This is a genomic window from Paenibacillus sp. ov031, from assembly GCF_900143165.1.
In the GTDB taxonomy this organism is placed as follows: domain Bacteria; phylum Bacillota; class Bacilli; order Paenibacillales; family Paenibacillaceae; genus Paenibacillus; species Paenibacillus marchantiae.
This window is the reverse complement of sequence record NZ_FRDO01000007.1, coordinates 167,662-190,783: the sequence shown is the minus strand read 5'-3', so window position 1 is coordinate 190,783 and position 23,122 is coordinate 167,662. Positions and strand designations below refer to the sequence as shown.

Below are 23,122 nucleotides of genomic sequence, written 5' to 3'. Positions count from 1 at the left end.
ATAATACGTATACGTATTAATGAAGCGATTACATCTGTTCCCGGTGAATGACGCGGAATTCTTTGGGCGACATGCCAAACCGGGAGCGGAATACCCGGTGGAAATACGTATAATTGTTAAAGCCGGAAGATTCGGCTACATGTTCGAGTGTCATTGGACTAAAAATGATCCGTTCCCTGGCCATGTTCAGTCGTACATCCAGTGTATATTGCATAATACTTTTACCAAACGCTTCTTTGAAGAGATGAACTCCCCTTGAAACACTGATTCCAATATGGGTAGCTATATCTTCAAGCTTGAATAGAGAAGAAGCGTTCTCCTCGATGTAACTTTTAATCTCATATGCCACATAGTTGGTGTTGGTAATCGTCGGATGCTCCGAGAGCATACGATCCACTTCAAGACAAAGAATTCGCATATAATAACTGGCGATTTCAGGGTACGGATTGGAAATACGGCGCTGCTCCAATACGAGCTGTCGAAACAGGGTAAGCAGACTTTCGGTCAGCTGCACCTTGATCCGGTTCGGCCGCTTGTGATGTTTCCACCACTCATCCACCCAGTCCCCATTGAAGAAAATATGGTAATCACCACTCTCCACAAGTCGTTCACCCATCGGATTTTGTTCTTTGTCTATTCTCAGTTCATACGGCTCATCTGGACTAAACAGAAGCAGATCACCCGCATCAACAAGCGACATGGTGCCGTCTACACGTGCTCGGCAACGTCCGTCCGTCTGGAGTCTCAACAAGTAATTCTTTACTCCCTCAGGATGCAAGCCTATATAAGGTTTGCGATGAAACGAGAAGCCTGCTGTAAGAACCTGGCAGGAATAATCAGTCGGCATTGGCATACTCCTTGCAATTTGAAAATTATGACCAGATAGTTCATGTTTCGATCATATTATTCATTTTAATTGAAGCCGAAACGGAATACCATAGTATTAAATTCAAGTGCAACACTTAAGCGTAAAACCTTCAATTCCAAATATGCAAATTTACAGGTTCTCACCATTCATAAGGAGATGAACATCACTGTGGAGAAAATGAAAGCGGGTATTATTGGTTGCGGTAACATTAGCGCCATTTATCTTGAAAATTTTAAAGATAATCCTCTCATTGAAGTGGTGGCTGTTGCGGATTTGATCCGTGAACGGGCACAAGAACGAGCTGATGAATTCAATATCGCAAACGTTTACAATGTAGATGAGTTGCTGCAAGATAATGAAATTGAGCTTGTACTAAACCTCACGGTTCCTGGCAGTCATGCCATGACTGATCTGGCTGTGCTTGAAGCAGGCAAACATGTGTATGCCGAGAAACCACTGGCAATCTCTCTTGAGGATGGTCGCAAGGTAATCGAACTGGCTGAGGAAAAAGGATTGTATGTTGGTTCAGCACCGGATACGTTCCTTGGCTCAGGTATTCAGACTGCCCGCAAGGCTATTGAAGAAGGACTGATCGGTAAACCGATTGCGGCAACATCATTCTTCATGGGTGGAGGGCCGGAGGCTTGGCATCCGAATCCGGAGTTCTTTTATGTCGCTGGTGGCGGACCGATGTTCGATATGGGACCTTACTATTTGACCGCTCTGATTACTCTCCTTGGACCGATTCGCAGAATCAGTTCATCGGCAGGTGTACAGATCACGGACCGCGTTATTGGTTCCGGTCCGAAGGAAGGTACATCTCTTGAGGTACAGACGCCAACACACTTGGCAGGAACGATTGATTTTGAGGAAGGTGCCATTGCAACAATGATCACCAGCTTCGATATCCGGGGTGCTTCGGATTTGCCACGGATTGAAATCTACGGTACCGAAGGTACGATGAGCATACCGGATCCTAACTTTTTTAACGGGGAAGTGAAGCTCCGCAGATTCGGTCAGGACACATGGGAGACTGTGACGCCTGCTTTTGAGAGCAGACAGAACGAGCGTGGAATCGGCGTTACCGAAATGGTTGAATCCATTCGAGCCGGACGCGAACACAAGGCCAGTGGTAAGCTTGCCTATCATGTTCTTGAAGCTATGCATGCGTTCCAACGCTCCTCGTTTGAGGGCAAACACATCCAGCTGGAGAGCACTTATCAAGCAGGAGCAGAAAACAATACAGATGAAAATCAGTCAGAGGCTGTACAGTCACACTAATTGATCTCGGATGAGGTGAACCGGTAAATGTTGAAGGTTGGATTACAGCTATATACGGTACGGGATGAACTGGAGCAAGATTTCAAAGGTACACTCGCCAAGGTTGCAGAGCTTGGATATCAAGGCGTAGAGTTTCACAACTTTTACGGGCATAGCCCGGAAGAAGTAAAGGCCATTTTGGATGAATTCGGTCTGGAGATCGTGGGTACCCATGTTCAGTACAATAGTCTGATTGAGGATCTTGATGGCGTGATCGCTTATCACAAAGCCATCGGAAACAAAAACCTGATTGTCCCTTATCTGTCGGAAGAACAACGGCAATGGGATAACGTATTTGCTTCCCTGAATGAGATTGGTGAGAAATGTGCAGCGCAGGACATGGTGTTAATGTATCACAATCATGATTTTGAATTTACAGAGCAGGTTGAGGGTCAGCCGGCGTTATACGCGATGTATGATACCGTAACCGCTTCCCACCTGCAAGTGGAGCTGGATTCGTGTTGGGCTCACGCCGCAGGATACCCTCCAACGGAAGTCATCGCGAAGTATGCGGGACGTCTGCCACTTGTCCACTGGAAAGACATGCGCCGTTCAGAAGGCCAAGTCCTGACAGTGGAATTCGGCCAAGGTGAGGTAGATCTGGGAGCTGTAGCTACAGCGTCAGATCAGGCGGGAGCCGAGTGGCTTGTTGTGGAACAGGATGTATGTCAGAATCCTCCACTGCAAAGCATCGAGAGCAGTATGAACTGGATTAGAAAATATGCCGCTAATGGAGGACTTGTTCATGTCTAAAGTACTTAATATCGCCATCGTAGGTTGTGGCGGAATCGCCAAAGGTAAACATATGCCCAGCCTGTCCAAACAATCTCAGGGCCGTATGGTCGCTTTCTGTGACATTGTGAAAGAACGTGCGGAGGAGGCAGCAGCCGAATTCGGTGCTGAGGGAGCTAAAGTATATACGGATTATCACGAGATGCTGAAGGATGAGAGTATTGATGTGGTACATGTGTGTACACCAAACGACTCCCACTCCGTTATCACGGTCGCTTCCCTTGAGGCGGGCAAACATGTAATGTGTGAAAAGCCAATGGCGAAAACGTCTGCACAAGCGCAGGCTATGCTGGAAGCCGCACAACGTACAGGCAAAAAGTTGTCCATTGCGTATCAGAACCGATTCCGCAATGACAGCCAATATCTGAAACAAATGTGTGAAGAAGGCGAGCTGGGCGATATTTATTTCGGTAAGGCGATTGCACTTCGCCGCCGTGCTGTACCTACCTGGGGTGTGTTCCTTGATGAGGAAAAGCAGGGTGGAGGACCGCTAATTGATATCGGTACGCATGCATTGGACCTGACTCTTTGGCTGATGGATAATTACAAGCCGAAGAGTGTTATGGGCTCAACTTTCCACAAGCTGAGTCAACGTGAGAATGCGGCCAATGCTTTTGGTCCGTGGGACCCGGAACAATTTAAGGTAGAGGATTCTGCATTCGGCTTTGTGACGATGGAGAATGGGGCTACAATTATCGTCGAGTCCAGCTGGGCGCTGAACGTAGCTGAGTTCGGCGAAGCGAAATCACTGCTTTGCGGAACAGAAGGTGGCGCGGATATGAAAGATGGTCTGCGTATCAATGGCGAGAAACGCAGCCGTCTGTTTGAAACTAAGGTAGATCTGGATGCAGGCGGGGTTGCTTTTTATTCCGGTAGTGCAGAAAATGAAGCGGATCGTGAAGCTAGAATGTGGCTTGAAGCGATCATAGAAGACAAAGATCCAGTTGTAAAACCTGAACAAGCCATCGTGGTTACTCAGATTCTTGAAGCGATCTACGAGTCTGCTCAGACAGGCAGAGCGGTTTATTTCGACTAAACCGACCGGATGTCATTTCCAATGAAATAACCAGTATTCTTACGTTTATTTTCAGGATAGAAAAGCTCTTGATTTTCCACAATAACGATACAATCATGTGATCTGAACGGTATATTTATGCAGTTCATGGTTCATAAAACCAGCAATTAATATGATATTTAATCTAGGGAGGAATCGCACTTGAAACTCGGCGTATTTTTGGTACTATTCGGAGGACGTAAATTGGAGGATGCACTTGACTATGTTGCATCCAAAGGCTTGAAAGCAGTAGAAATCGGAACTGGTGGACATCCAGGGAATGCTCATTGTAAACCGGATGAGCTTCTGAGCAACCCGACAGCATTGAAAAACTTCAAAAATGCAGTAGAATCTCGCGGTCTGACCATCAGCGCACTGAGCTGTCACGGTAACCCACTTCATCCACAAAAGGATATTGCGAAAGGATTCCACGATGATTTCGTTAAGACGGTAGAACTGGCTGAGAAACTGGAAGTGCCTGTTGTAAACACATTCTCCGGTTGTCCGGGAGACCATGAGGATGCCAAATATCCGAACTGGCCTGTTGCACCATGGCCGAATGACTTCCAGGAAGTTCTTAAATGGCAATGGGACAACAAAGTTATCCCTTACTGGACAGAGTGGGGCAAATTCGCTGCAGATCACAATGTGAAAGTGGGACTGGAACTGCACGGTGGATTCTCTGTGCATACACCAGCTACCTTGCTGAGATTGCGTGAAGCAGCAGGCGAAGTGATTGGCGCTAACTTGGACCCGAGCCACATGTGGTGGCAAGGTATTGATCCGGTGCAAGCGATCCACATTCTGGGACGTGAAGGCGCGATTCATCACTTCCATGCGAAAGATACAACTATTGATCCAATTAACGTGAACAAATATGGTGTAACGGATATGCAGGATTATACAAACATGCTTGATCGTGCTTGGCAATTCCGCTCGGTCGGTTATGGTCACGATAACAAGACTTGGGCTGATATTATTAGTGCTCTGCGTCTGGTTGGATATGATTATGTCGTAAGTATTGAACACGAAGATGGTCTGATGTCGGTAGAAGAAGGATTCTCTAAAGCTGTGCAAAATCTCCAACAAGTATTGATTGAAGAGCCGCTGGGAGATATGTGGTGGGTTTAGAGTTACACTAGGGGGAAATTGAATATGATTAACGTCACCATTTGGAATGAATTTGTCCATGAGAAAATTCACGATGAAGTAAAAGAAGTCTACCCTGACGGTTTGCACATGGCGTTGGCAAACGGGCTGGGAGGCGAAGGCTTTGCCATTCGCACTGCAACACTGGATCAGCCTGAGCATGGATTAACTGATGAGGTGCTGAATTCTACAGATGTGCTTATATGGTGGGGACATATGGCGCATGAGCGTGTGAGCGACGAGATTACACAGAAGGTTGCACAGCGAGTCCTGGATGGTATGGGGTTGATTGTGCTGCACTCTGGTCACTTCTCCAAGCCATTCAAAGCGCTGATGGGCACAAGTTGTGATCTGAAATGGCGTGAAGCTAATGAGCAGGAGATTATCTGGTGTGTGAATCCATCCCATCCGATTGCCGAGGGAATCAATAGCAAGATTATTCTGGAAAAAGAAGAAATGTACGGGGAATTCTTCGATATTCCAGTGCCGGATGAGCTGGTGTTTGTAAGTAATTTCCAAGGCGGAGAGGTATTCCGAAGCGGATGCACGTTCCTCCGCGGTTCAGGAAAAATCTTCTATTTCCGTCCAGGTCATGAAACATACCCGACCTTCTACAATCCGGAAATTTTAAAAGTGATCAGCAATGGAGTGAAGTGGGCATATCCTACGCGCAACGTTAAGCCGGAATTTGGCTTCAGCGAGCCTGTAAGATCACTTGGTAACGTGCTGGTTTAAGCTGCAAATTGGCTGTATGAACGGATAAAATAAACGATATACCAAAGAACCCTTCTCCAAGTCAAGTATGACTGTGGCAGCTGGGTTCTTTTTGGGTAAGATAGCTACATGGGAGTTAGACGATATTTTCCCATGGTTCCGTTGTCCCATGTGATGTATACTGAGTTGTATCATCGAAGTTGAGTTATGCCCCTAAAATTTTAACTTTTTAGCGGCAGACGTTTTCTTTGAGACTTAAATATGTTATTATGAAATATACTAACTAAACGTAAGTTGAGTGATCTCTAAAGAGGTGATTAATGTGGAAGGCCAAGATCTGCGGATGTGTCCGCGCTTTGAGACGGCGTTTTCTTTCTTGGGTAAGCGCTGGAACGGTTTGATTATTCAAACGTTGATGAGTGGTTCGAAGCGGTTCAAGGATATCTCCAACCTGATTCCATCGATGAGTGATAAGATGTTGTCAGAACGGATGAAAGATCTGGAAGGCGAAGGAATTCTGATCCGTCATGTCTATCCGGAGACGCCAGTTCGTATTGAATATGAACTGACAGAGAAAGGCAAGGCGCTACAGCCCGTTATGAATCAAATTCAAGACTGGGCAGAGCAGTGGGTTGAGTAGTAACAGCTTCCCCGGCTCAAACTAAGTGAACTGATGGGATAAAGGCTCTTGATTTCCAGTGGAAATCAGGAGTTTTTGTCTTAAGGGTCCTGCACATGTTGTCGCGAGTTGTAGTATAATTGTAAATAAAATGGCCGCAGGCGGCCGGAGCGAGGAGGCCACTTGTCATGAGAGAAGAAAGCTTATCCCGTGAAGTACGCTACGGCAAGCAAGATATTGCAGAACTTGAGAGCGCATCCATCCAGGTACATTTAATCTACAAAAAAGCTGCGGAGCTATTTAAACGAACCTCATATTCCCCGTCGGTTAAGGATGATGTTGCAGGAGAGAAGACTCATTCCACGAATAGCAATGGTCAGGTAATGGCTCCGGCGGTACTGCAAAAATGGATTCAGACAGCAAGAGGCTGGAAATGTATTGGATGTGAACTGAGACAACCCGATTCCATCGGGGTTCAGGCCGAAGCCAACGTTCATGAAGAACGTGTGTATCTGGATGTGGGCGAAGGGCGTTTTGTTCAAGCGGAGATGCTGATTCAGGCGATTGTATGGTCACAATATGAGAAGATCCGCATGCTTGCGCCTTGGCTGGGTGATGACACCTTCTACACTGTACAAGAGCTGGATGTGATTTCCCGTTATATTGTACCTACCTATTTCTCTGAACGGCCGCTGCACGAGCAAGGCAAGGTATCCAAGGTACACCAATCATCGGGTCAGATTCCGCTCTACCAGGAATATGTGGATGCACCTTCGTTCTGTGTACAGGTGGATGGTGGATTACTTGAAGGGCGTTTGCTGACAGGCGTCTATGTGTCGGAGGAACAGTTCTTTGGGCTCAACCCGTATCTGAAGGATGGAGACGGAGGCCGTACCTACATGCAGGCTTGTGTTCAGTAAACATGCTACTTAATAGACCTTAATAATAATTAGGAGCCAAAGGGCCTGCTTGCAGGCTCTTTGTGTTGTACAAACCAGTTATGGACGCTGCTGGATGAAAAGTAACGGCATTGACACTTTTTTTGCATGAATTTTGTGCCATAATAGAGGTTATGGACAACAGGGTGAATGATTTTACGCAGGGTGGTGTTACCTACATGAAGAAGAGAATCCCCGGTTACATAGGTATATGTCTGCTTATTCTGGTTATATTAGCCGGGTGTAGCGAGACACAGCCTTCCGAACAGCCAATCGTCAAAGAGACCGAATCGCAGAATACTATTACTGTGGCAGTGGATGGCAGTACTTTTTTGCCTGACGCAACGAAGTCCATTAAGAGAGATTTTAGTGAAGGTCTGACGCTCAAGAAAGCACTATTGAACAGTGGACTTGTCGATTTTACAGCAGATGGCAAGCGGATCCAATCCGTGGGGGAAGTTTCTCTGGACTCCTCACTTAGCTGGGCGGTCAAACTGAATGGCAAGGATATTGACCCGGAAAATTGGGACATGGAGCTTCATGTCAAAGATGAAGTGATCATATATGTAAAAGCCGCTGACAGTGGGGGAGACGATGTTGTTTACCAAACAACATTACTCAAGGTGAGCGGTGGAAATATTATGCCAAATCTCAATCGTCAATATGCCGGGGTGTATGTTCAGGAATGTACTGTGCGTGATGTATTGAAGTCCAGTGGGATTGTAAGAATGTCGGAGAACAACAAATTCGTTGTTTCCGTTGAAAATGTAATTCCCCGGATGAACCAACGCTGGATGATCATGGTGAATGATAAGGAACTGATGGAAAACGGTTTGGACATGAAATTGAATCCACGTGATGCAGTAAAGCTCGAGTTGACTACTGTATCTTAAGCATAACAAAAGCCCAATCTTCGTTATAGAAGATGGGCTTTTTTCATTTGCGTATCAAATGTTTTACAAGATGGGAAAAGCGTCAGATTCGGCAAATCTCGTTAGGACATAATTCACAGTGACAGATGCCCTGGAGCATGTGCAGATCCTTGATGACAATCATGCCGTTATCGTATTCAATGGCGTCTTTTTTACGCAAATCGCTTAACATGCGGTTGACACTTTCACGGGTCGCTCCAATCATATTGGACAGATCCGTGTGTGTTATTTTTTTATGAATCATGACATGCTCTCCATGGGGCTCGCCGTAGGAATTGGACAATCGAATCAGCGTAGAGCAGAGTGCGCCCGGTTTGCCATATAACATCAGATCACGGAATTTGGTTTGGGTTAACCGATGATGGATACCCATCCATTTCATAAAGTCGATCGCAAAGTCACAATGTTGGCAGATCAGCATTTCCAGGTCTTTATGCTCCAGTACACCGATCTCACTATCCTCCAGCACTTCCGCCGAAAAGCTGTGTTTCGATCCGAAGAACGGATCAGCCTGCCCAATCATATCACCGGCTTGATACATGTACATAATCAATTCCTTGCCTTCATCCGTGGATTTGGTGATCTGAGCACGGCCTCGTTTCATATAATAAAGTTTGTCAGAGACATCTCCCTCCCAATACAGATGGGTTCCTTCCGGATAGGTTCTGTCCTTCATCGTTACGAGCAGATGGTTGAAATTCGCTTCCGAGAAACAGTTGGTATTTCCTCGTTTTTCCAGTACACTCAGTTGTTCTCTCATAAGTCTATCTCCCCTTTGTGTCCATCGGACGGCCTTCTGCAGCTTGGACTGGCCCCCGTGGTTCGCCGCAAACCGTTGCCGTCCTGATCAGGGTCATCTCTCGGCCGGGAAGGACGGTACAAATTGCGGTGGTTCAATTTTTAAGTTCAGTATATACCTTATCTTGCCGTTTGAGGGGCGTGGAAAGGGGGCAAAAATGGCGAAATTTCAAACATTGTGATTAAATTCACTTTCGAAAGGAGAGGATGAATCTGACAGCCCTATAGTTTAAATAGGAAGTGTAAATGGCTAAGTGAGAGACACTAAAAAACTTAAATTAAATTTGTTATACTTTGTGAAAAAAATCACATAATTAACTCTTTCCCCATGGTACGATGTGAATGTAAAGAAGAGAGACAAACCAATACGAACCTTTAGGAGGATGAGGGAGATGGCTGTAAAGAACGAAGTCGCCCCAGTAAAAGAACCGACAGCAGGTCAGTATATTCAAACGTTAATTGACAAAGCGAATAAAGCACATGCAGCATTCATGTCCATGGATCAGAAACAGATTGACCGAATCGTGCAAGCGATGGCGCTGGCAGGTCTGGACAAACATATGATGCTCGCCAAAATGGCCGTGGAAGAAACAGGCCGGGGTGTGTATGAGGATAAAATCACCAAAAATATATTTGCAACAGAATATGTGTATCATAGCATAAAATATGACAAAACAGTAGGGGTTATCGAAGATAACGAGTACGAAAGCTTCCAGAAAATTGCGGAGCCTGTCGGCATCATCATGGGGATTACCCCGGTAACGAATCCGACATCCACCACGATGTTCAAAGCACTGATTTCCATCAAAACGCGTAACCCAATCATCTTCGGTTTCCACCCATCTGCACAGAACTGTAGCCGGGAAGCCGCCAAAATCCTGCTTGATGCTGCAGTGAAGCATGGTGCTCCAGCGGATTGTATCCAGTGGATTGATGATCCTTCCATGGATCGCACAAACGCACTGATGAATCATAACGATGTGGCGCTCATTCTGGCAACAGGCGGATCAGGTATGGTACGGGCTGCATACAGCTGTGGTAAACCAGCACTGGGCGTAGGGCCAGGGAACGTACCTTGCTTTATTGAGAAAAGCGCAGATATCAATCAAGCAGTAACGGATCTGATTTTGTCCAAATCGTTCGATAACGGTATGATTTGTGCTTCCGAGCAAGCAGTCATCATCGAAGAACCGATCTTCGATCAGGTGAAAAAGAAAATGATCGCGAACGGCTGTTACTTCGTCAACAAGGATGAGGCAGCGAAACTGACCGCAGGTGCGATTAATGCTGAGAAATGTGCGGTGAACCCGGCGATTGTTGGTCAATCTGCAGTCAGCATTGCGCAAATGTGCGGTATCGAGGTCCCTGCTAACACCAAAATTCTCGTAGCCGAGATTGAAGGGGTAGGTACAAAATTCCCGTTGTCGGCTGAAAAACTAAGCCCGGTACTGGCTTGTTACAAAGTGAAAACGGCAGCTGAAGGGATTGAGCGTGCAGCAGAAGTGGTTGCTTTTGGCGGCATGGGTCACTCCTCTGTTATTCATTCGACAAACGAAGAAGTCATTAGCAAATTCGCAGATCGCCTGCAAACCGGACGGATTATCGTGAATTCGCCATCCACACACGGCGCCATCGGTGACATCTATAACACCAACATGCCGTCACTGACATTGGGCTGCGGATCGTATGGACGTAACTCGACTTCTTCCAACGTAACCGCTGTAAACTTAATCAACGTGAAAAGGGTGGCTCGCCGTACCGTGAATATGCAGTGGTTCAAAGTGCCGAACAAAGTCTACTTCGAAAAAGGTGCAACACAGTATCTTGCCAAAATGCCGGACATCACACGCGTAGCCATTATTACGGATGCCATGATGGTCAAACTCGGTTATGTGGAAAAAGTAGAGCACTATCTGCGTCAGCGTCAAATGCCAGTAGCCATTGAAGTGTTCTCTGATGTCGAACCTGATCCATCCACAACAACGGTAGACCGCGGTACGGAAATGATGCGCCGCTTCCAGCCAGACTGCATTATCGCTCTCGGCGGGGGATCACCGATGGATGCTGCCAAAGCGATGTGGCTGTTCTATGAATATCCTGACACGGATTTCAATGATTTGAAGCAAAAATTCATGGATATCCGCAAACGGATCTACAAATATCCACGTCTTGGCGTGAAAGCGAAATTCGTAGCGATCCCGACAACTTCGGGCACAGGTTCGGAAGTAACATCGTTCGCAGTTATTACAGATAAAAATCAAGGCAATACGAAATATCCACTGGCAGACTACGAGTTAACACCAGATGTAGCCATTGTAGACCCGGAATTCGTATACTCTCTGCCTAAAACCGCTGTTGCGGATACAGGTATGGACGTATTGACTCACGCCATTGAAGCATATGTATCCGTCATGGCGAATGATTACACGGATGGACTCGCGATCAAAGCGATTCAACTGGTATTCCAATACCTCGAGCAATCTGCGCTGCAAGGTGACAAATTGGCTCGTGAGAAAATGCATAACGCTTCGACGATTGCCGGTATGGCTTTTGCCAACGCATTCCTGGGCATTAACCACAGCTTGGCACACAAATGGGGCGGTCAGTACCACACCGCACATGGACGTACCAATGCGATCCTGATGCCGCACGTCATTCGCTACAATGCGAAAAAACCGACGAAGTTTGCATCGTTCCCGAAATATTCGCACTTTGTTGCAGATGAGCGTTATGCCGAAATTGCCCGTATTCTGGGATTGCCTGCACGTACAACAGAAGAAGGGGTTACAAGCCTCATCAATGCGATTCGCAAACTCAACAAAACATTGGGTATTGAAGAATCGTTCCAGGAAATTGGATTCGACGCCAAAGACTTTGAAGCACATGTGGATTATCTGGCAGACCGCGCATTCGAGGACCAATGTACAACAGCCAATCCAAAACTGCCGCTAGTGACTGAACTGGCAGATGTGTACCGAAACGCTTTCTATGGCAAGTTTGAATAACAACTAAAGCAACAGCAGGATTAAGGCAGATATAGTCAGGGTTCCCCGTGAGGGGAGCCCCGATTGCCGTCTTTCCAGTAAAAAAAGGTAAAACGTAATCTTTGCAGTTGTCTTTTTTAAAAGAGGTTACACGGAATCCGTGATGTTACTTTTTGAACCAGGTATTCACACCATAACGAAGAGGGAAGAAAAAAACTGAAGAAGCGAAGCGTTCGCTTTTAAGCACGATTTCAACCTTCTATGCTATATAGTTTGAATCATAAATGTACACGATAACGGAGAGGAGAGAAAAATTGGAGTAACGCAGCATCCACGTTGTAAGTGTTATCTTTTTAGCATTACAAGTGTTACTTCACTTAGGGTTGATAGGCTCAGGGTTCATCCAAATGGGAAGGCACGGTTACCTTTTTTAAAAGAGGTTACACGGAATTCGTGATTTTAATTTTTGAAACGGTGTTCACACAATAACGGAGAGGGCAGAAAAAACTGAAGAAGCGAAGCGCTCGCCTTTATCCCCGTATTTTACCCTTAAAAAATAGAATCAATAAAATTCGGGGGTAACAGCGATCGGAAGTTGTTCTGTCCGCGCAGTGGCTAAGTGTGAATTTGCAGGGTTCACCATGACACAGCACAGGTGGAGTGAGGATGGTCACAAACTTTGTGATAAAAATCACAGATGGTGAAAGAACAAAGACGTATACTGAAAATGTAAGAAAAACATTCATCCGCGGTTCCGGTTCCCAAGTAGAGAGAACATGTTCCGGCTTACATGTGAAATTTATCACATTAATCGCGGCTCTGGGCACAGATGAGACGAGTGAAGCATCCTGTCATGTGTCCGGAAATCCAAATTTGTGGAGGGATTACTATGTCGGTGATCGAAAAAGATGTCAAACAACAAACAGGCTGGAGAAACTTTACCAAAGGAACATGGACGAAATCCGTAGATGTGAATGATTTTCTGGCACGCAACTTATCACCTTACTATGGCGACGAAGCATTTCTTGCAGGTGCAACTCAGAATACGAAAGAGTTATGGGATATCGTATCCGATTTGACCAAAAAAGAGCGCGATAACGGCGGGGTACTTGATGTTGACGTAAACACGCCAGCAACGATTGTTTCTCACCAACCAGGTTATCTGGATAAATCCAAAGAACAGATTGTTGGTGTTCAAACAGATGCTCCATTCAAACGTTCCATTCAGCCATTCGGTGGAATTCGCATGATGATTGATGCTTGTGAAGCTTATGGTTTTGAAATGCCTCAAGGCGTCATAGATATATTTACGAACATCCGTAAAACACATAACCAGGGCGTATTTGATGCTTATACATCTGAAATGCGTGCAGCACGTAAAGCAGGGATTATTACCGGTCTGCCTGATGCTTACGGCCGTGGCCGGATCATCGGTGACTATCGCAGGGTAGCTCTGTACGGCGTGGACTTCCTGATTCGAAATAAAAAAAGTGAGCTGAATGCACTTGAAGTCGATGTGATTGATGAAGATATCATTCGCCTCCGCGAAGAACTGTCCGAACAGATTCGTGCATTGCAAGAGTTAAAACAACTGGGTGAAATGCATGGTTTCGATATTTCTTTGCCAGCCACAACCGCAAAAGAAGCGTTCCAATGGCTCTACTTCGGTTACCTGGCTGCGATTAAAGAGCAAAATGGTGCGGCGATGTCGCTCGGACGTGTTTCTTCGTTCCTTGATATTTACATTGAACGTGATTTGCAAGAAGGCTTGCTAACTGAAGAACAGGCTCAAGAACTGGTTGACCATTTTGTTATGAAACTGCGGATTGTCAAATTCCTGCGTACGCCGGATTATAATGAATTGTTCAGTGGAGACCCAACATGGGTAACTGAATCCATCGGTGGCATGTCCGTAAATGGAGAAACCCGTGTTACGAAAAGCAGCTTCCGTTTCCTGCACACTTTGAACAACCTTGGTCCTGCACCTGAGCCGAATCTTACTGTACTTTGGTCCACCAAGCTTCCGGAAGCGTTCAAACAATACTGTACGAAAGTATCCATCGAAACGAGCTCCATCCAGTATGAAAATGATGATCTGATGCGTCCGATCTATGGAGACGATTATGGTATTGCTTGCTGTGTATCTGCGATGAAGATCGGGAAACAAATGCAGTTCTTCGGCGCTCGTGCCAACCTGGCAAAAGCATTGCTGTATGCAATCAACGGCGGTCGTGATGAGAAATCGGGAGCACAAGTTGGACCTGAATATCCGGCGATCACAAGCGAAGTGCTGGAGTACAATGAAGTTATGAAACGTTTCAAACCGATGATGGAATGGCTTGCCAAACTGTATATGAACTCACTCAACGTCATTCACTACATGCATGACAAATACAGCTATGAGCGTATTGAAATGGCCCTGCATGACCGCGACATCGTACGTACGATGGCTTGTGGTATTGCTGGCCTCTCGGTTGCAGCAGACTCTCTGAGTGCCATCAAGTATGCGAAAGTCAAACCGATCCGCAACGAACAAGGCATCGCAATTGATTTTGAAATTGAAGGCGACTTCCCTTGTTACGGTAACAATGAAGACAGTGTGGATAGCATCGCAGTTGAACTGGTGGAAAGCTTCATGGGCATGATTCGCAAACACAAAGCGTATCGTAATGCGATCCCAACACAGTCTGTACTGACGATCACATCGAACGTAGTGTACGGCAAGAAAACAGGTACAACACCGGATGGCCGTAAAGCAGGCGAACCGTTTGCTCCAGGGGCGAACCCAATGCATGGTCGGGACAAAAAAGGTGCACTGGCATCCCTTGGCTCAGTAGCCAAATTGCCGTACGAACACAGCCTTGACGGGATCTCTAACACATTCTCCATCGTGCCTAAAGCACTCGGAAAAGAGTCAGATACACGTAAATCCAATCTGGTTGCCATGATGGACGGTTATTTTGGTCAAGGGGCACACCATCTGAACGTGAACGTATTTGATCGCCAGCAGTTGATTGACGCGATGGATCACCCGGAAAACTATCCGCAGCTGACAGTACGGGTATCCGGTTACGCGGTTAACTTCATCAAACTGACACGTGAGCAACAACTCGATGTCATTAACCGGACCTTCCACGGTTCGATGTAACTTGGGCTTAACTCAACGGTTCAAAGGAGTAGAGCCTCTATATTAAACGCACAGCGGATGCGATAAAGAAAGGAAGAGGCAGCATGGTTAATGGACATATTCATTCACTCGAAACTTTCGGGACGGTTGACGGCCCAGGCATCCGCTTCGTGCTTTTTATGCAGGGATGTCTGCTCAAATGCCAGTATTGTCACAATCCGGATACATGGGCACTGGATGGTGGCAGGGAAATGAGCGTGGAGGAGGTATTGGCTGAAATCGAGCCATACCTGTCCTACTATCGCAGTTCCGGCGGAGGACTTACGGTATCCGGCGGAGAGCCAACATTACAGGCTCATTTTGTAGCCGAAGTTTTCAAAGAAGCAAAACGCCGCTGGGGATTGCATACTACGCTGGACAGCAACGGTTTCAATGAACCGGATCGAATTCATGATTTGTTAGATAACACGGACCTGGTTCTGTTGGATCTGAAGCACATCAATGATGAGAAACATATCAAGCTGACAGGCAAATCCAACGAGAGAACATTGCGCACCGCACAATGGTTATCGGACAATGGACGAAAAATGTGGATTCGCCACGTGTATGTGCCAGGGATTCACAATGAGGAAGAAGACTTGCTCAATCTGGGGCGGTTTATTGGAACGCTAAATGGAGTCGAGAAGTTCGAAATTCTGCCTTATCATCAGATGGGTATTTACAAATGGCAGGCGCTGGGGAAAGTCTATCCGCTCGATGGAGTTCCTTCTCCAAGTGATGAGGAAGTAGAGCGGGCGTATCGTTTGATTGAACAAGGTCGTACGGAAACAGCGGGCATGACTTGCTCCAATAAGTAAACATTTATATACAGATCTTCCAACCAAGCAGTCTTTGCGAACATGTTTCGCAGGGGCTGTTTTTTTGCTGTTATCAATTGTAAATGCAAGATTATTTGTCCAGTGAAGGATTTTATCCCTCCATTGATGAATTGTCATCCTTACGATGTAAGCTACAACTTTTTATAATCAGAGTGTAAAGCCAAATGCTCAATATCTTGAGGGGGGTCATACGAATGAAAAAAGGAATGACATTACTGCTTTCATTATTGCTTATCACATCATGGACATTGGCAGGTTGTTCGAGCTCAACTAACGAACCACAACAGGGAGCAGGCAATACGCCTGCGGAGCCAAGCAAGGAACCGGTTGAGATGCTTCTCCGTCACACTCAGGTGGGTGCCGACAAACAAAAAAGGCTGGCCATTCTGCAGGACGTTGTGGCCAAAGTGGAGAGCGAAGTACCCAACCTGACCTTTACACTGGACGGAGTTGAATCCGATGTAAACCGTAAGGAGAAACTTCGTGGTGAGATGGCAGCAGGCAATCCGCCGGATATCTTCGAATTGTTCGGTAGTCCAGACTCCAAAGTATATGCTAAAGAAGGCATGTTGTTGGATCTCACGCCGATCTTGCAAGAGCTGGGCATTCAGGACCAATTTTCATCGCTTGAACCATTCACCTATGAAGGCAAAGTGTACGGACTGCCTATTGGGGGATCGGGTGAAGGATTCTTCTACAATAAAGAGTATTTTACGCAAAAAGGTTGGAAAGCGCCTTCAACAATGGCTGAGCTGGATAATATGCTCGCTGAGATCAAGGCTGATGGCAAGGTGCCACTTGCTTCTGCTTCCAAAGCAGGCTGGGTTCCACTCATGTTAACGAACCATCTGTGGTCCCGTTACGCTGGACCTGATATTACGGCGAAGTTTGCTACAGGCGAAGCCAAGTGGACTGATCCAGGCGTTGTCGCAGGATTCGCGAAGCATAAGGAATGGGTGGATAAAGGTTACTTCAAAAAAGGCGAGCTTGGTTATGAATATGCTGAATATACAACTCAATTTACGAGCGGTGAAGCGATTCTGATGTATGACGGAACGTGGAAATCGTCTGTATTCAAGGAAGGACAGAGCGGGGAGTCGCTCATTGGCAAAGTTGGTTTCTTCAATATGCCTCCGGTAGAGAACGGTGTAGGAGATCAGACAGCCCTGATGCGTGACGTCAATAATGGATACGGTTTCTCTGCAGCGGCTGCGGATGACCCGCAGAAGTTGGCGGCTGTTAAAGCCTTTATCAAAAACTTCTACAACGAAGATATGCAAGTACGTGGGCTCGTAGAAGACGGTGTGTTACCAGCGATGAAACTGGATGAAAAAGTGCTGACTGACAGCATCACCGACGATTTAATGAAAGAAATCGTAGCTGTTCTGAATGCATCGCAGACTTCTTTCCCGGCGTTTGATGCACTCGTTCAAGCTGATGTTACGACAGAGATCGGCAACCTGCAAATTCAGAAGCTGGTTGGTGGACAGACTACGCCAGAGAAAATGGCCGAAGAATTGCAAAAGGTTCAGGAAGAGGCTAATGCTTCAGTAGAATAAGCGATCTATCAAGCAAAGAAACGTACCTGCTAACACCATGCTGGTTTACCCCGGTTGGAACACTGCCGGGGTAAAACCCTTGGTCCTATCTAAAGAATTACACTGCTGAGGAATCTGCTCTATATATGAGCATAAGAAGTTGAAGTCACTGAAGGAGGTAGATCATGAATACTTCACTCCGCAGCCCGCTGATCTATACGTTGTTTGTGTTGCCGGCACTGATCTTGTTTATCATGTTTTTCCTGTATCCTATCGGCAGTTCACTCTATTACAGTCTGACCAGTTGGAACGGTGTATCCGCAGAGCCGCGTTTTGTGGGACTGTCCAACTATGCAAAAGCATTGACAGATGAACGTTTTTGGATTTCAACTCGCAATAACGGTTTCTTTATCGCATTTTCTGTTTTGATCCAGGTGCCTCTCATTGTGCTGTTTTCCTTGCTCATTGCGAATGTAAAGAAATTGAAGGGATTGTACAAAACAGCCGTCTTTTTGCCGTCCATTATGTCAACGGCCGTCATCGGTATTCTGTGGGGATTCATCTATGAGCCTAACATCGGCCTGTTGAATCAGTTACTTGAAACCGTAGGTATTTCCCCGGTTTATTGGCTTTCCGATAATCGGTTCGCAATGATATCCATTCTCGTAACCAATGCTTGGCAGTGGACGGGATTCTATATTGTCATGGTTTTGGCGGCCATTCTGGCTATTCCCAAGGATCTGGATGAAGCGGCAGCCATCGATGGAGCAACTGCCGTACAAAGAGCATTCAAAATTACATTGCCACTTATCAGACCTATCATTTCCGTCGTCATCATGTTATCCATTGCCGGGGCCATGAAAGCAGCTGACATTGTTCTGGTTATGACCAAAGGTGGACCCGCAGGCTCTACCGAAGTGCTTGCCACGTATATGATCAAATACGCGATTACCAATTTTAAATACGGTTATGGCAATACGATTGCGGTTCTGATCTTTGCTCTGACGCTTGTGCTCACCGCGGTATATCAGTTGCTGGTGGCGAGACGCAACGAAAGGGTGGAATATTGATGGTAAAGAACATAAAAGGCAGTATACCTCATGTTTTGTTGATGTTGTATCTACTTGCGATTCTGTTTCCCTTTTTATTCGTAATCTTTTCTTCATTCAAGCAGGATAACAACGAAATTGCACTGAATCCGTTCGGTCTGCCCTCCACTTGGGTGTTTAATAACTACGTAGAGGCTTGGGTAAATGCCAAGATTGGTACGTATTTCTGGAACAGTATGTACATTTCGGTCTTGTCCTCAGTCGGAACGATTGTGCTTGGTGCCATGTTTGCTTTTGCTATAACGCGGATGAGACACCGCAAATGGAGCATGTTACTGTACAGTCTCATTCTGGCGGGCATGCTGATTCCAAACAATGCGCTCATGCTGCCGATTTATTTGCTTGTCCGCAAGCTCGGCATTTTGGATACTCATTTGGCGCTGATCATTCCTTATGTTGCGAATGCAATTCCGTTCACGATTATTATTTTGGCTGCTTTTATGCGGTCGCTCCCTGGAGAAATTGAGGAAGCCGCGGTTATGGATGGGTTGAGGGCTCCGGGTATCTTTGCTAGAATAGTGATACCCCTTACAGTTCCAGCCATTGTTACGGTGTTTATCGTGAATTTCCTCGGCAACTGGAACGAATTTTTACTCGCCAACTATTTTTTATCCACCGATAAACTGCGTACACTGCCTGTCGGCATGGTCCAGTTTCGTGATCAGTATCAAATGAACTATGCCCAGATGTCAGCAGGCATTGTATACAGTGTTGTACCGGTTGTTGTAATCTACGCCATATTGCAGGAGAAAATCATTGAAGGCGTAACGGCAGGTAGTGTTAAAGGTTAATTAACGATGCGTTATATAGGGAGAACGGGAAATGAACTTGCGGATGAAGCTGGCCATGGCCTTTCTGTTGCTCATCATTGTACCGATGTGCACGCTTGGAATCGGCATGTTCTTGGTCACATCACATACGATTGAGAAAAAATACAATCAGCAGTCTGAATATGCACTCCAGGCGATTAGCTATAATATCGAGAATGTTTTTCAGCAGATCAACAATGTCACGGACAATGGCATTGCCACTTCGGTATTCCAGATGGCTTTGAACGCCAAAGATCCGAGCAAACAGGATCTTGGAATCGGTAATCAATTGTCGCTGAATGCCAGCCAGCGTAATTTCCGTTCCCTTTTATACAACTACCCGTTCATTAGTTATGCCTTTTTGTATGATTTGCGTCCGCGTTCGTCTCAGGATAACCAGATAGTTTCTATATTTACGAAAGAAAATTTTCAAGCGCTTCCTTTTCAACAATTTAAAGTTCATCCAATATTCAAAGAAATCCAGGAACTCAACGGAGTGCCCAAATGGCTGGCCCCTTTGGAATATCCTGAACTAACGGGCGTAGAGCCTGTCTTTACTCAGATTCGGTTAGTCAAGGAACTCAGTTATTTTCAGAATATCGGGGTCCTTGTGGTTCAGATTAAAAAAGGGGAGATGGACCGCATCTTCCGCCATTTGCAAGTAAGTGATCCTGCACAGGAAACTTCGTTCCTACTGATCAATGAAGAGGGGCTGATCGTATACGATCCTTCCGGACGTTACAGCGGAGAGAAGATGGAAAATCTGGGTGTGCGATCTGGAATTTACGGACCGGGGTTCAGCAGCACCAGAGCAGTGTTCGATGGCAGTGAAAGCATCATTTCACAATATCATCTGAAAAACTATAACTGGAGCCTGGTCAGTGTCGCTTCATGGGAAGCATTATCGGCAGAGACGAATGTGTTCGCAGGCTGGTCGATTATTATCATTCTGCTGTGTCTGCTTGCTGCGATGGTTTTCAATGTGTTCTTCATGAACCGGATTACCGGCAATATTGCGGTACTCGTGCGATTCATGAGGCGTGTAGATGACGGGGATTTTAATGCCCGAGTCGAAGGAAGTGGCTTTGACGAGATGCAATTACTCGCCCAAGGGTTCAATGAATTGCTGGATCGGATCGGAGGTCTGTTCCGACGTGTGCGTGCTGAGCAGGAACAGAAGGCCAAGGCAGAACTGCGCGTGCTTCAAGCCCAGATCAAACCTCATTTTCTATTTAATACGCTGGAATCCATTAACGGACTAGCCATGAGGGGAGAAGGGCGTAAAGTAAGTGAAATGGTGACACGTCTTGGCAATATGCTGCGCATCAGTATTCAGGATCAGGAGGAGATTTCGCTCAGTGAGGAGTTAAGGCACTTGCAGAGTTATCTTGAGATCCAGCATTACAGGTTCAGTGATTTGTTTCGGTATGAGATCGATATTCCATCTCATCTGTACACCTCATCTATGCTCAAACTTACCCTCCAACCTCTTGTGGAAAATAGTATTCAGCACGGGTTCGAGGGAATTGAATATCAGGGTGTACTTCGGATCAGTGCATTTGTGGAACGGAATAACCTGGTGCTGCGAGTTGAGGATAATGGGATCGGTATTCCCCAGGAAATGTTGGCCCGATTCGAATATATGGCAGAAGACCCACCTGAATACATTATGGCTGAGGGAACGAAGCCACTGTCTTCAATGGCAGAGCGTCGAGGGCTGGGTTTAAGAAGTGTTGCAGATCGGATAAGGATTCAATATGGGGCCGGATACGGGGTGTTTATATGTTCATCAACGGGACATGGCACCATCATTCAATGTATTATTCCACAATATGAGCAGGGGGAAGATGAATGAATCTAACCGCGTTGCTGGTTGACGATGAGCTGCCGATTTTGGAGAATTTGAGTTTTATTTTGCCATGGGAAGACATGGGCATTGAAATTGTGGGTACGGCTAGAAGTGGGTCAGAAGCACTGGACAAAGTTGCAGAATGCCACCCTGACATCATGTTATGTGATATTCGTATGCCCTCCATGGATGGTCTGGAACTGATTCGAATATTACGGGAACAAGGTGAAACTTGTGAGATTATTTTGCTGACAGGATATCAGCAGTTCGAGTATGCCCGTACGGCCATCCGTTACAATGTCCATGAATACATATGCAAGCCAATCGATTACCTGGATCTGGAACATAAATTGCGTGAGCTTGCTAGTCAGATTCAGAAGAAACGGTTGGAAGTGGAGGCTGAACGTCACCGCAAATCTGAGATGGAAGTATGGGTAAAGCACAAACATATCATTGACCTGATGCGAAAAGAGGAAGATTCGTTATTTTCTTTTCCTCCTTCTTCCCCTGAACAACATGCATCCTCGTTACGGTATATCCTGCTACTTATCGATGTTTCGGGGTATTTTAAGCATTCGATCGGATGGTCTGGGACCCGGCACCAAAGCTGGCATGGAATGATCCGTTCTAGGCTTAGGGAAATTACAGACCGGATCTGTGAAGGAACTCTGCTGATTTCTGCCCGTAAGGGAGAATGGTGTATGTTGGTGGAGGCATCAGATGAATGGAGACTGCGGGTAGATGCATTGGCTCAACAGGTTCAGATGGAATTAGATGCGACATTTGAGCCCGGTTCAGGTATGAAGACAAGGGTCATTCAGGATGTTATGCCTGTGAAACTGGATGATCAGATGGCTGAGCGATACCGGCACTGTCAGCGTTTGCTGATCATGAATGATTCTAATCAGCGCAGCGATGAGTTGGGAAAAGATTCTGCTGATTACTTAATAGAGTCATCTAAAGAACCTTCCAGAAGAGCAACGATGTGGATTACAAAAGAGGATTTGGACTTGATCACTCGCTGGATCAGACAGGGAAATAAACAGGGATTGATTGACCTGCTCGTTATGCTGAAACATCGGATGAGCGAGCATAAGAGTGCGCTGGATGGCGTAGCCGAAAACAGCCTGCGTTTTCTGCTTGTACATATGCTTCGTGAATTGCGCGAAGTACATGTCATGGCTGAACAAGACGAAATGCATTTCTGGAGTGCATTGCATTCAGCAACCTCCATCAAGGAATTAATCGAATTGGCTGAGGCACTTGCTTATGTTTGTCATGATAAGAAAAGCGTACCTCGCCCTTCTGTTTCTGAGCTGATCAGTTCTGCGTGCGAGTATATGAACGCCAGACTGGAATGTGATCTGGGTATTGATGAGGTAGCTGATTGGCTGGGCATCAGTCCGGGTTACTTTTGTCAGCTTTTCAAAAACCAGATGGGCGTAACCTTTGTTGAATATATGACCCATAAGCGGATGGAGAGCGCAGCCTTATTATTAAGTACAACGGAATGGAGTATTACAGCCATTGGAGAAGCAACGGGGTATAAGGAGCGGCGATATTTCTCCAAAGTGTTCCATAAACATTTTCACATGAAACCATCAGAATTCAGGTCAAACCAAAGAGCAGGTTCATAATGGGGAG

Annotated in this window: 18 protein-coding genes; 16 read left to right on the top strand and 2 right to left on the bottom strand. The window is 46.0% G+C overall.

Annotated elements, in window-relative coordinates; genetic code table 11:
- Window positions 1-28: 28 nt before the first annotated feature.
- The gene (locus tag BUA17_RS24630) at window positions 29-847 is read right to left on the bottom strand and encodes an AraC family transcriptional regulator (protein WP_063565659.1); all 819 of its coding nucleotides are present in this window, start codon (window positions 845-847) and stop codon (window positions 29-31) included.
- Between the two features lie 189 nt (window positions 848-1,036).
- Here BUA17_RS24630 and BUA17_RS24625 point away from each other — a divergent pair, with 189 nt between their 5' ends.
- The 8 genes from BUA17_RS24625 (at window position 1,037) to BUA17_RS24590 (ending at window position 8,347) form a co-directional block, all read left to right on the top strand.
- Window positions 1,037-2,149 carry a Gfo/Idh/MocA family protein gene (locus BUA17_RS24625; protein WP_063565660.1) on the top strand — a complete coding sequence of 371 codons (1,113 nt, stop codon included), beginning with the start codon at window positions 1,037-1,039 and terminating at the stop codon, window positions 2,147-2,149.
- Between the two features lie 27 nt (window positions 2,150-2,176).
- Window positions 2,177-2,941 (top strand): sugar phosphate isomerase/epimerase family protein, encoded by a 765-nt coding sequence (locus BUA17_RS24620; protein WP_063565661.1) that lies wholly within the window; start codon window positions 2,177-2,179, stop codon window positions 2,939-2,941.
- Window positions 2,934-4,016, top strand: a complete 1,083-nt coding sequence (locus BUA17_RS24615) for a Gfo/Idh/MocA family protein (RefSeq protein WP_072735319.1) — start codon at window positions 2,934-2,936, stop codon at window positions 4,014-4,016. The genes BUA17_RS24620 and BUA17_RS24615 overlap by 8 nt, the downstream gene beginning before the upstream one ends.
- 180 nt (window positions 4,017-4,196) lie before the next feature.
- Entirely contained in the window at window positions 4,197-5,165 is a 969-nt protein-coding gene (locus BUA17_RS24610) for a sugar phosphate isomerase/epimerase family protein (RefSeq protein WP_024631039.1), read from the top strand.
- 24 nt (window positions 5,166-5,189) lie between these two features.
- The gene (locus BUA17_RS24605) at window positions 5,190-5,918 is read left to right on the top strand and encodes a ThuA domain-containing protein (RefSeq protein ID WP_072735318.1); all 729 of its coding nucleotides are present in this window, start codon (window positions 5,190-5,192) and stop codon (window positions 5,916-5,918) included.
- A gap of 301 nt (window positions 5,919-6,219) precedes the next feature.
- On the top strand, window positions 6,220-6,537 hold the full coding sequence (locus BUA17_RS24600; protein ID WP_280174372.1) for a winged helix-turn-helix transcriptional regulator: 318 nt from the start codon (window positions 6,220-6,222) through the stop codon (window positions 6,535-6,537).
- Window positions 6,538-6,704: 167 nt separating this feature from the next.
- Complete coding sequence (locus BUA17_RS24595) at window positions 6,705-7,436, top strand: hypothetical protein (protein ID WP_072735317.1); 732 nt, start codon at window positions 6,705-6,707, stop codon at window positions 7,434-7,436.
- 197 nt (window positions 7,437-7,633) lie between these two features.
- Window positions 7,634-8,347, top strand: a complete 714-nt coding sequence (locus tag BUA17_RS24590) for a hypothetical protein (protein WP_063565665.1) — start codon at window positions 7,634-7,636, stop codon at window positions 8,345-8,347.
- 82 nt (window positions 8,348-8,429) lie between these two features.
- Here BUA17_RS24590 and BUA17_RS24585 read toward each other — a convergent pair whose 3' ends face one another.
- Complete coding sequence (locus BUA17_RS24585) at window positions 8,430-9,146, bottom strand: Crp/Fnr family transcriptional regulator (RefSeq protein ID WP_063565666.1); 717 nt, start codon at window positions 9,144-9,146, stop codon at window positions 8,430-8,432.
- Window positions 9,147-9,576: 430 nt separating this feature from the next.
- Between BUA17_RS24585 and adhE the strand changes: the two genes are divergently transcribed.
- The 8 genes from adhE (at window position 9,577) to BUA17_RS24545 (ending at window position 23,115) form a co-directional block, all read left to right on the top strand.
- Window positions 9,577-12,189: a bifunctional acetaldehyde-CoA/alcohol dehydrogenase gene (adhE, locus tag BUA17_RS24580; RefSeq protein ID WP_063565667.1), complete on the top strand. Its 2,613-nt coding sequence runs from the start codon at window positions 9,577-9,579 to the stop codon at window positions 12,187-12,189.
- Between the two features lie 868 nt (window positions 12,190-13,057).
- Window positions 13,058-15,316, top strand: coding sequence for a formate C-acetyltransferase (pflB, locus tag BUA17_RS24575; protein WP_072735316.1), 2,259 nt, complete (start codon window positions 13,058-13,060; stop codon window positions 15,314-15,316).
- Between the two features lie 83 nt (window positions 15,317-15,399).
- Window positions 15,400-16,152, top strand: coding sequence for a pyruvate formate-lyase-activating protein (gene pflA / locus BUA17_RS24570; protein WP_072735315.1), 753 nt, complete (start codon window positions 15,400-15,402; stop codon window positions 16,150-16,152).
- A 215-nt stretch (window positions 16,153-16,367) separates the two neighbouring features.
- The gene (locus tag BUA17_RS24565; RefSeq protein ID WP_063565670.1) at window positions 16,368-17,732 is read left to right on the top strand and encodes an extracellular solute-binding protein; all 1,365 of its coding nucleotides are present in this window, start codon (window positions 16,368-16,370) and stop codon (window positions 17,730-17,732) included.
- A 164-nt stretch (window positions 17,733-17,896) separates the two neighbouring features.
- Window positions 17,897-18,781 carry a carbohydrate ABC transporter permease gene (locus tag BUA17_RS24560; protein WP_063565671.1) on the top strand — a complete coding sequence of 295 codons (885 nt, stop codon included), beginning with the start codon at window positions 17,897-17,899 and terminating at the stop codon, window positions 18,779-18,781.
- Entirely contained in the window at window positions 18,781-19,611 is an 831-nt protein-coding gene (locus BUA17_RS24555; RefSeq protein ID WP_063565672.1) for a carbohydrate ABC transporter permease, read from the top strand. Before BUA17_RS24560 ends, BUA17_RS24555 begins: the two co-directional genes overlap by 1 nt.
- A gap of 31 nt (window positions 19,612-19,642) precedes the next feature.
- Window positions 19,643-21,484 (top strand): cache domain-containing sensor histidine kinase, encoded by a 1,842-nt coding sequence (locus BUA17_RS24550; protein WP_063565673.1) that lies wholly within the window; start codon window positions 19,643-19,645, stop codon window positions 21,482-21,484.
- A complete protein-coding gene (locus tag BUA17_RS24545; protein ID WP_072735314.1) occupies window positions 21,481-23,115 on the top strand; it encodes a response regulator in 1,635 nt (544 codons plus the stop codon). The genes BUA17_RS24550 and BUA17_RS24545 overlap by 4 nt, the downstream gene beginning before the upstream one ends.
- Window positions 23,116-23,122 lie beyond the last annotated feature (7 nt).

What these genes read in the sequence shown, in the direction of transcription:
- BUA17_RS24615 (WP_072735319.1), top strand. Translation starts at nt 2,934, where the DNA reads ATGTCTAAAGTACTTAATATCGCCATCGTAGGTTGTGGCGGAATCGCC.
- BUA17_RS24605 (WP_072735318.1), top strand. Translation starts at nt 5,190, where the DNA reads ATGATTAACGTCACCATTTGGAATGAATTTGTCCATGAGAAAATTCAC.
- adhE (WP_063565667.1), top strand. Translation starts at nt 9,577, where the DNA reads ATGGCTGTAAAGAACGAAGTCGCCCCAGTAAAAGAACCGACAGCAGGT.
- pflB (WP_072735316.1), top strand. Translation starts at nt 13,058, where the DNA reads ATGTCGGTGATCGAAAAAGATGTCAAACAACAAACAGGCTGGAGAAAC.
- BUA17_RS24565 (WP_063565670.1), top strand. Translation starts at nt 16,368, where the DNA reads ATGAAAAAAGGAATGACATTACTGCTTTCATTATTGCTTATCACATCA.
- BUA17_RS24545 (WP_072735314.1), top strand. Translation starts at nt 21,481, where the DNA reads ATGAATCTAACCGCGTTGCTGGTTGACGATGAGCTGCCGATTTTGGAG.
- BUA17_RS24585 (WP_063565666.1), bottom strand. Translation starts at nt 9,146, where the DNA reads ATGAGAGAACAACTGAGTGTACTGGAAAAACGAGGAAATACCAACTGT.
- BUA17_RS24550 (WP_063565673.1), top strand. Translation starts at nt 19,643, where the DNA reads ATGAACTTGCGGATGAAGCTGGCCATGGCCTTTCTGTTGCTCATCATT.
- pflA (WP_072735315.1), top strand. Translation starts at nt 15,400, where the DNA reads ATGGTTAATGGACATATTCATTCACTCGAAACTTTCGGGACGGTTGAC.
- BUA17_RS24555 (WP_063565672.1), top strand. Translation starts at nt 18,781, where the DNA reads ATGGTAAAGAACATAAAAGGCAGTATACCTCATGTTTTGTTGATGTTG.
- BUA17_RS24590 (WP_063565665.1), top strand. Translation starts at nt 7,634, where the DNA reads ATGAAGAAGAGAATCCCCGGTTACATAGGTATATGTCTGCTTATTCTG.
- BUA17_RS24595 (WP_072735317.1), top strand. Translation starts at nt 6,705, where the DNA reads ATGAGAGAAGAAAGCTTATCCCGTGAAGTACGCTACGGCAAGCAAGAT.
- BUA17_RS24630 (WP_063565659.1), bottom strand. Translation starts at nt 847, where the DNA reads ATGCCGACTGATTATTCCTGCCAGGTTCTTACAGCAGGCTTCTCGTTT.
- BUA17_RS24560 (WP_063565671.1), top strand. Translation starts at nt 17,897, where the DNA reads ATGAATACTTCACTCCGCAGCCCGCTGATCTATACGTTGTTTGTGTTG.
- BUA17_RS24620 (WP_063565661.1), top strand. Translation starts at nt 2,177, where the DNA reads ATGTTGAAGGTTGGATTACAGCTATATACGGTACGGGATGAACTGGAG.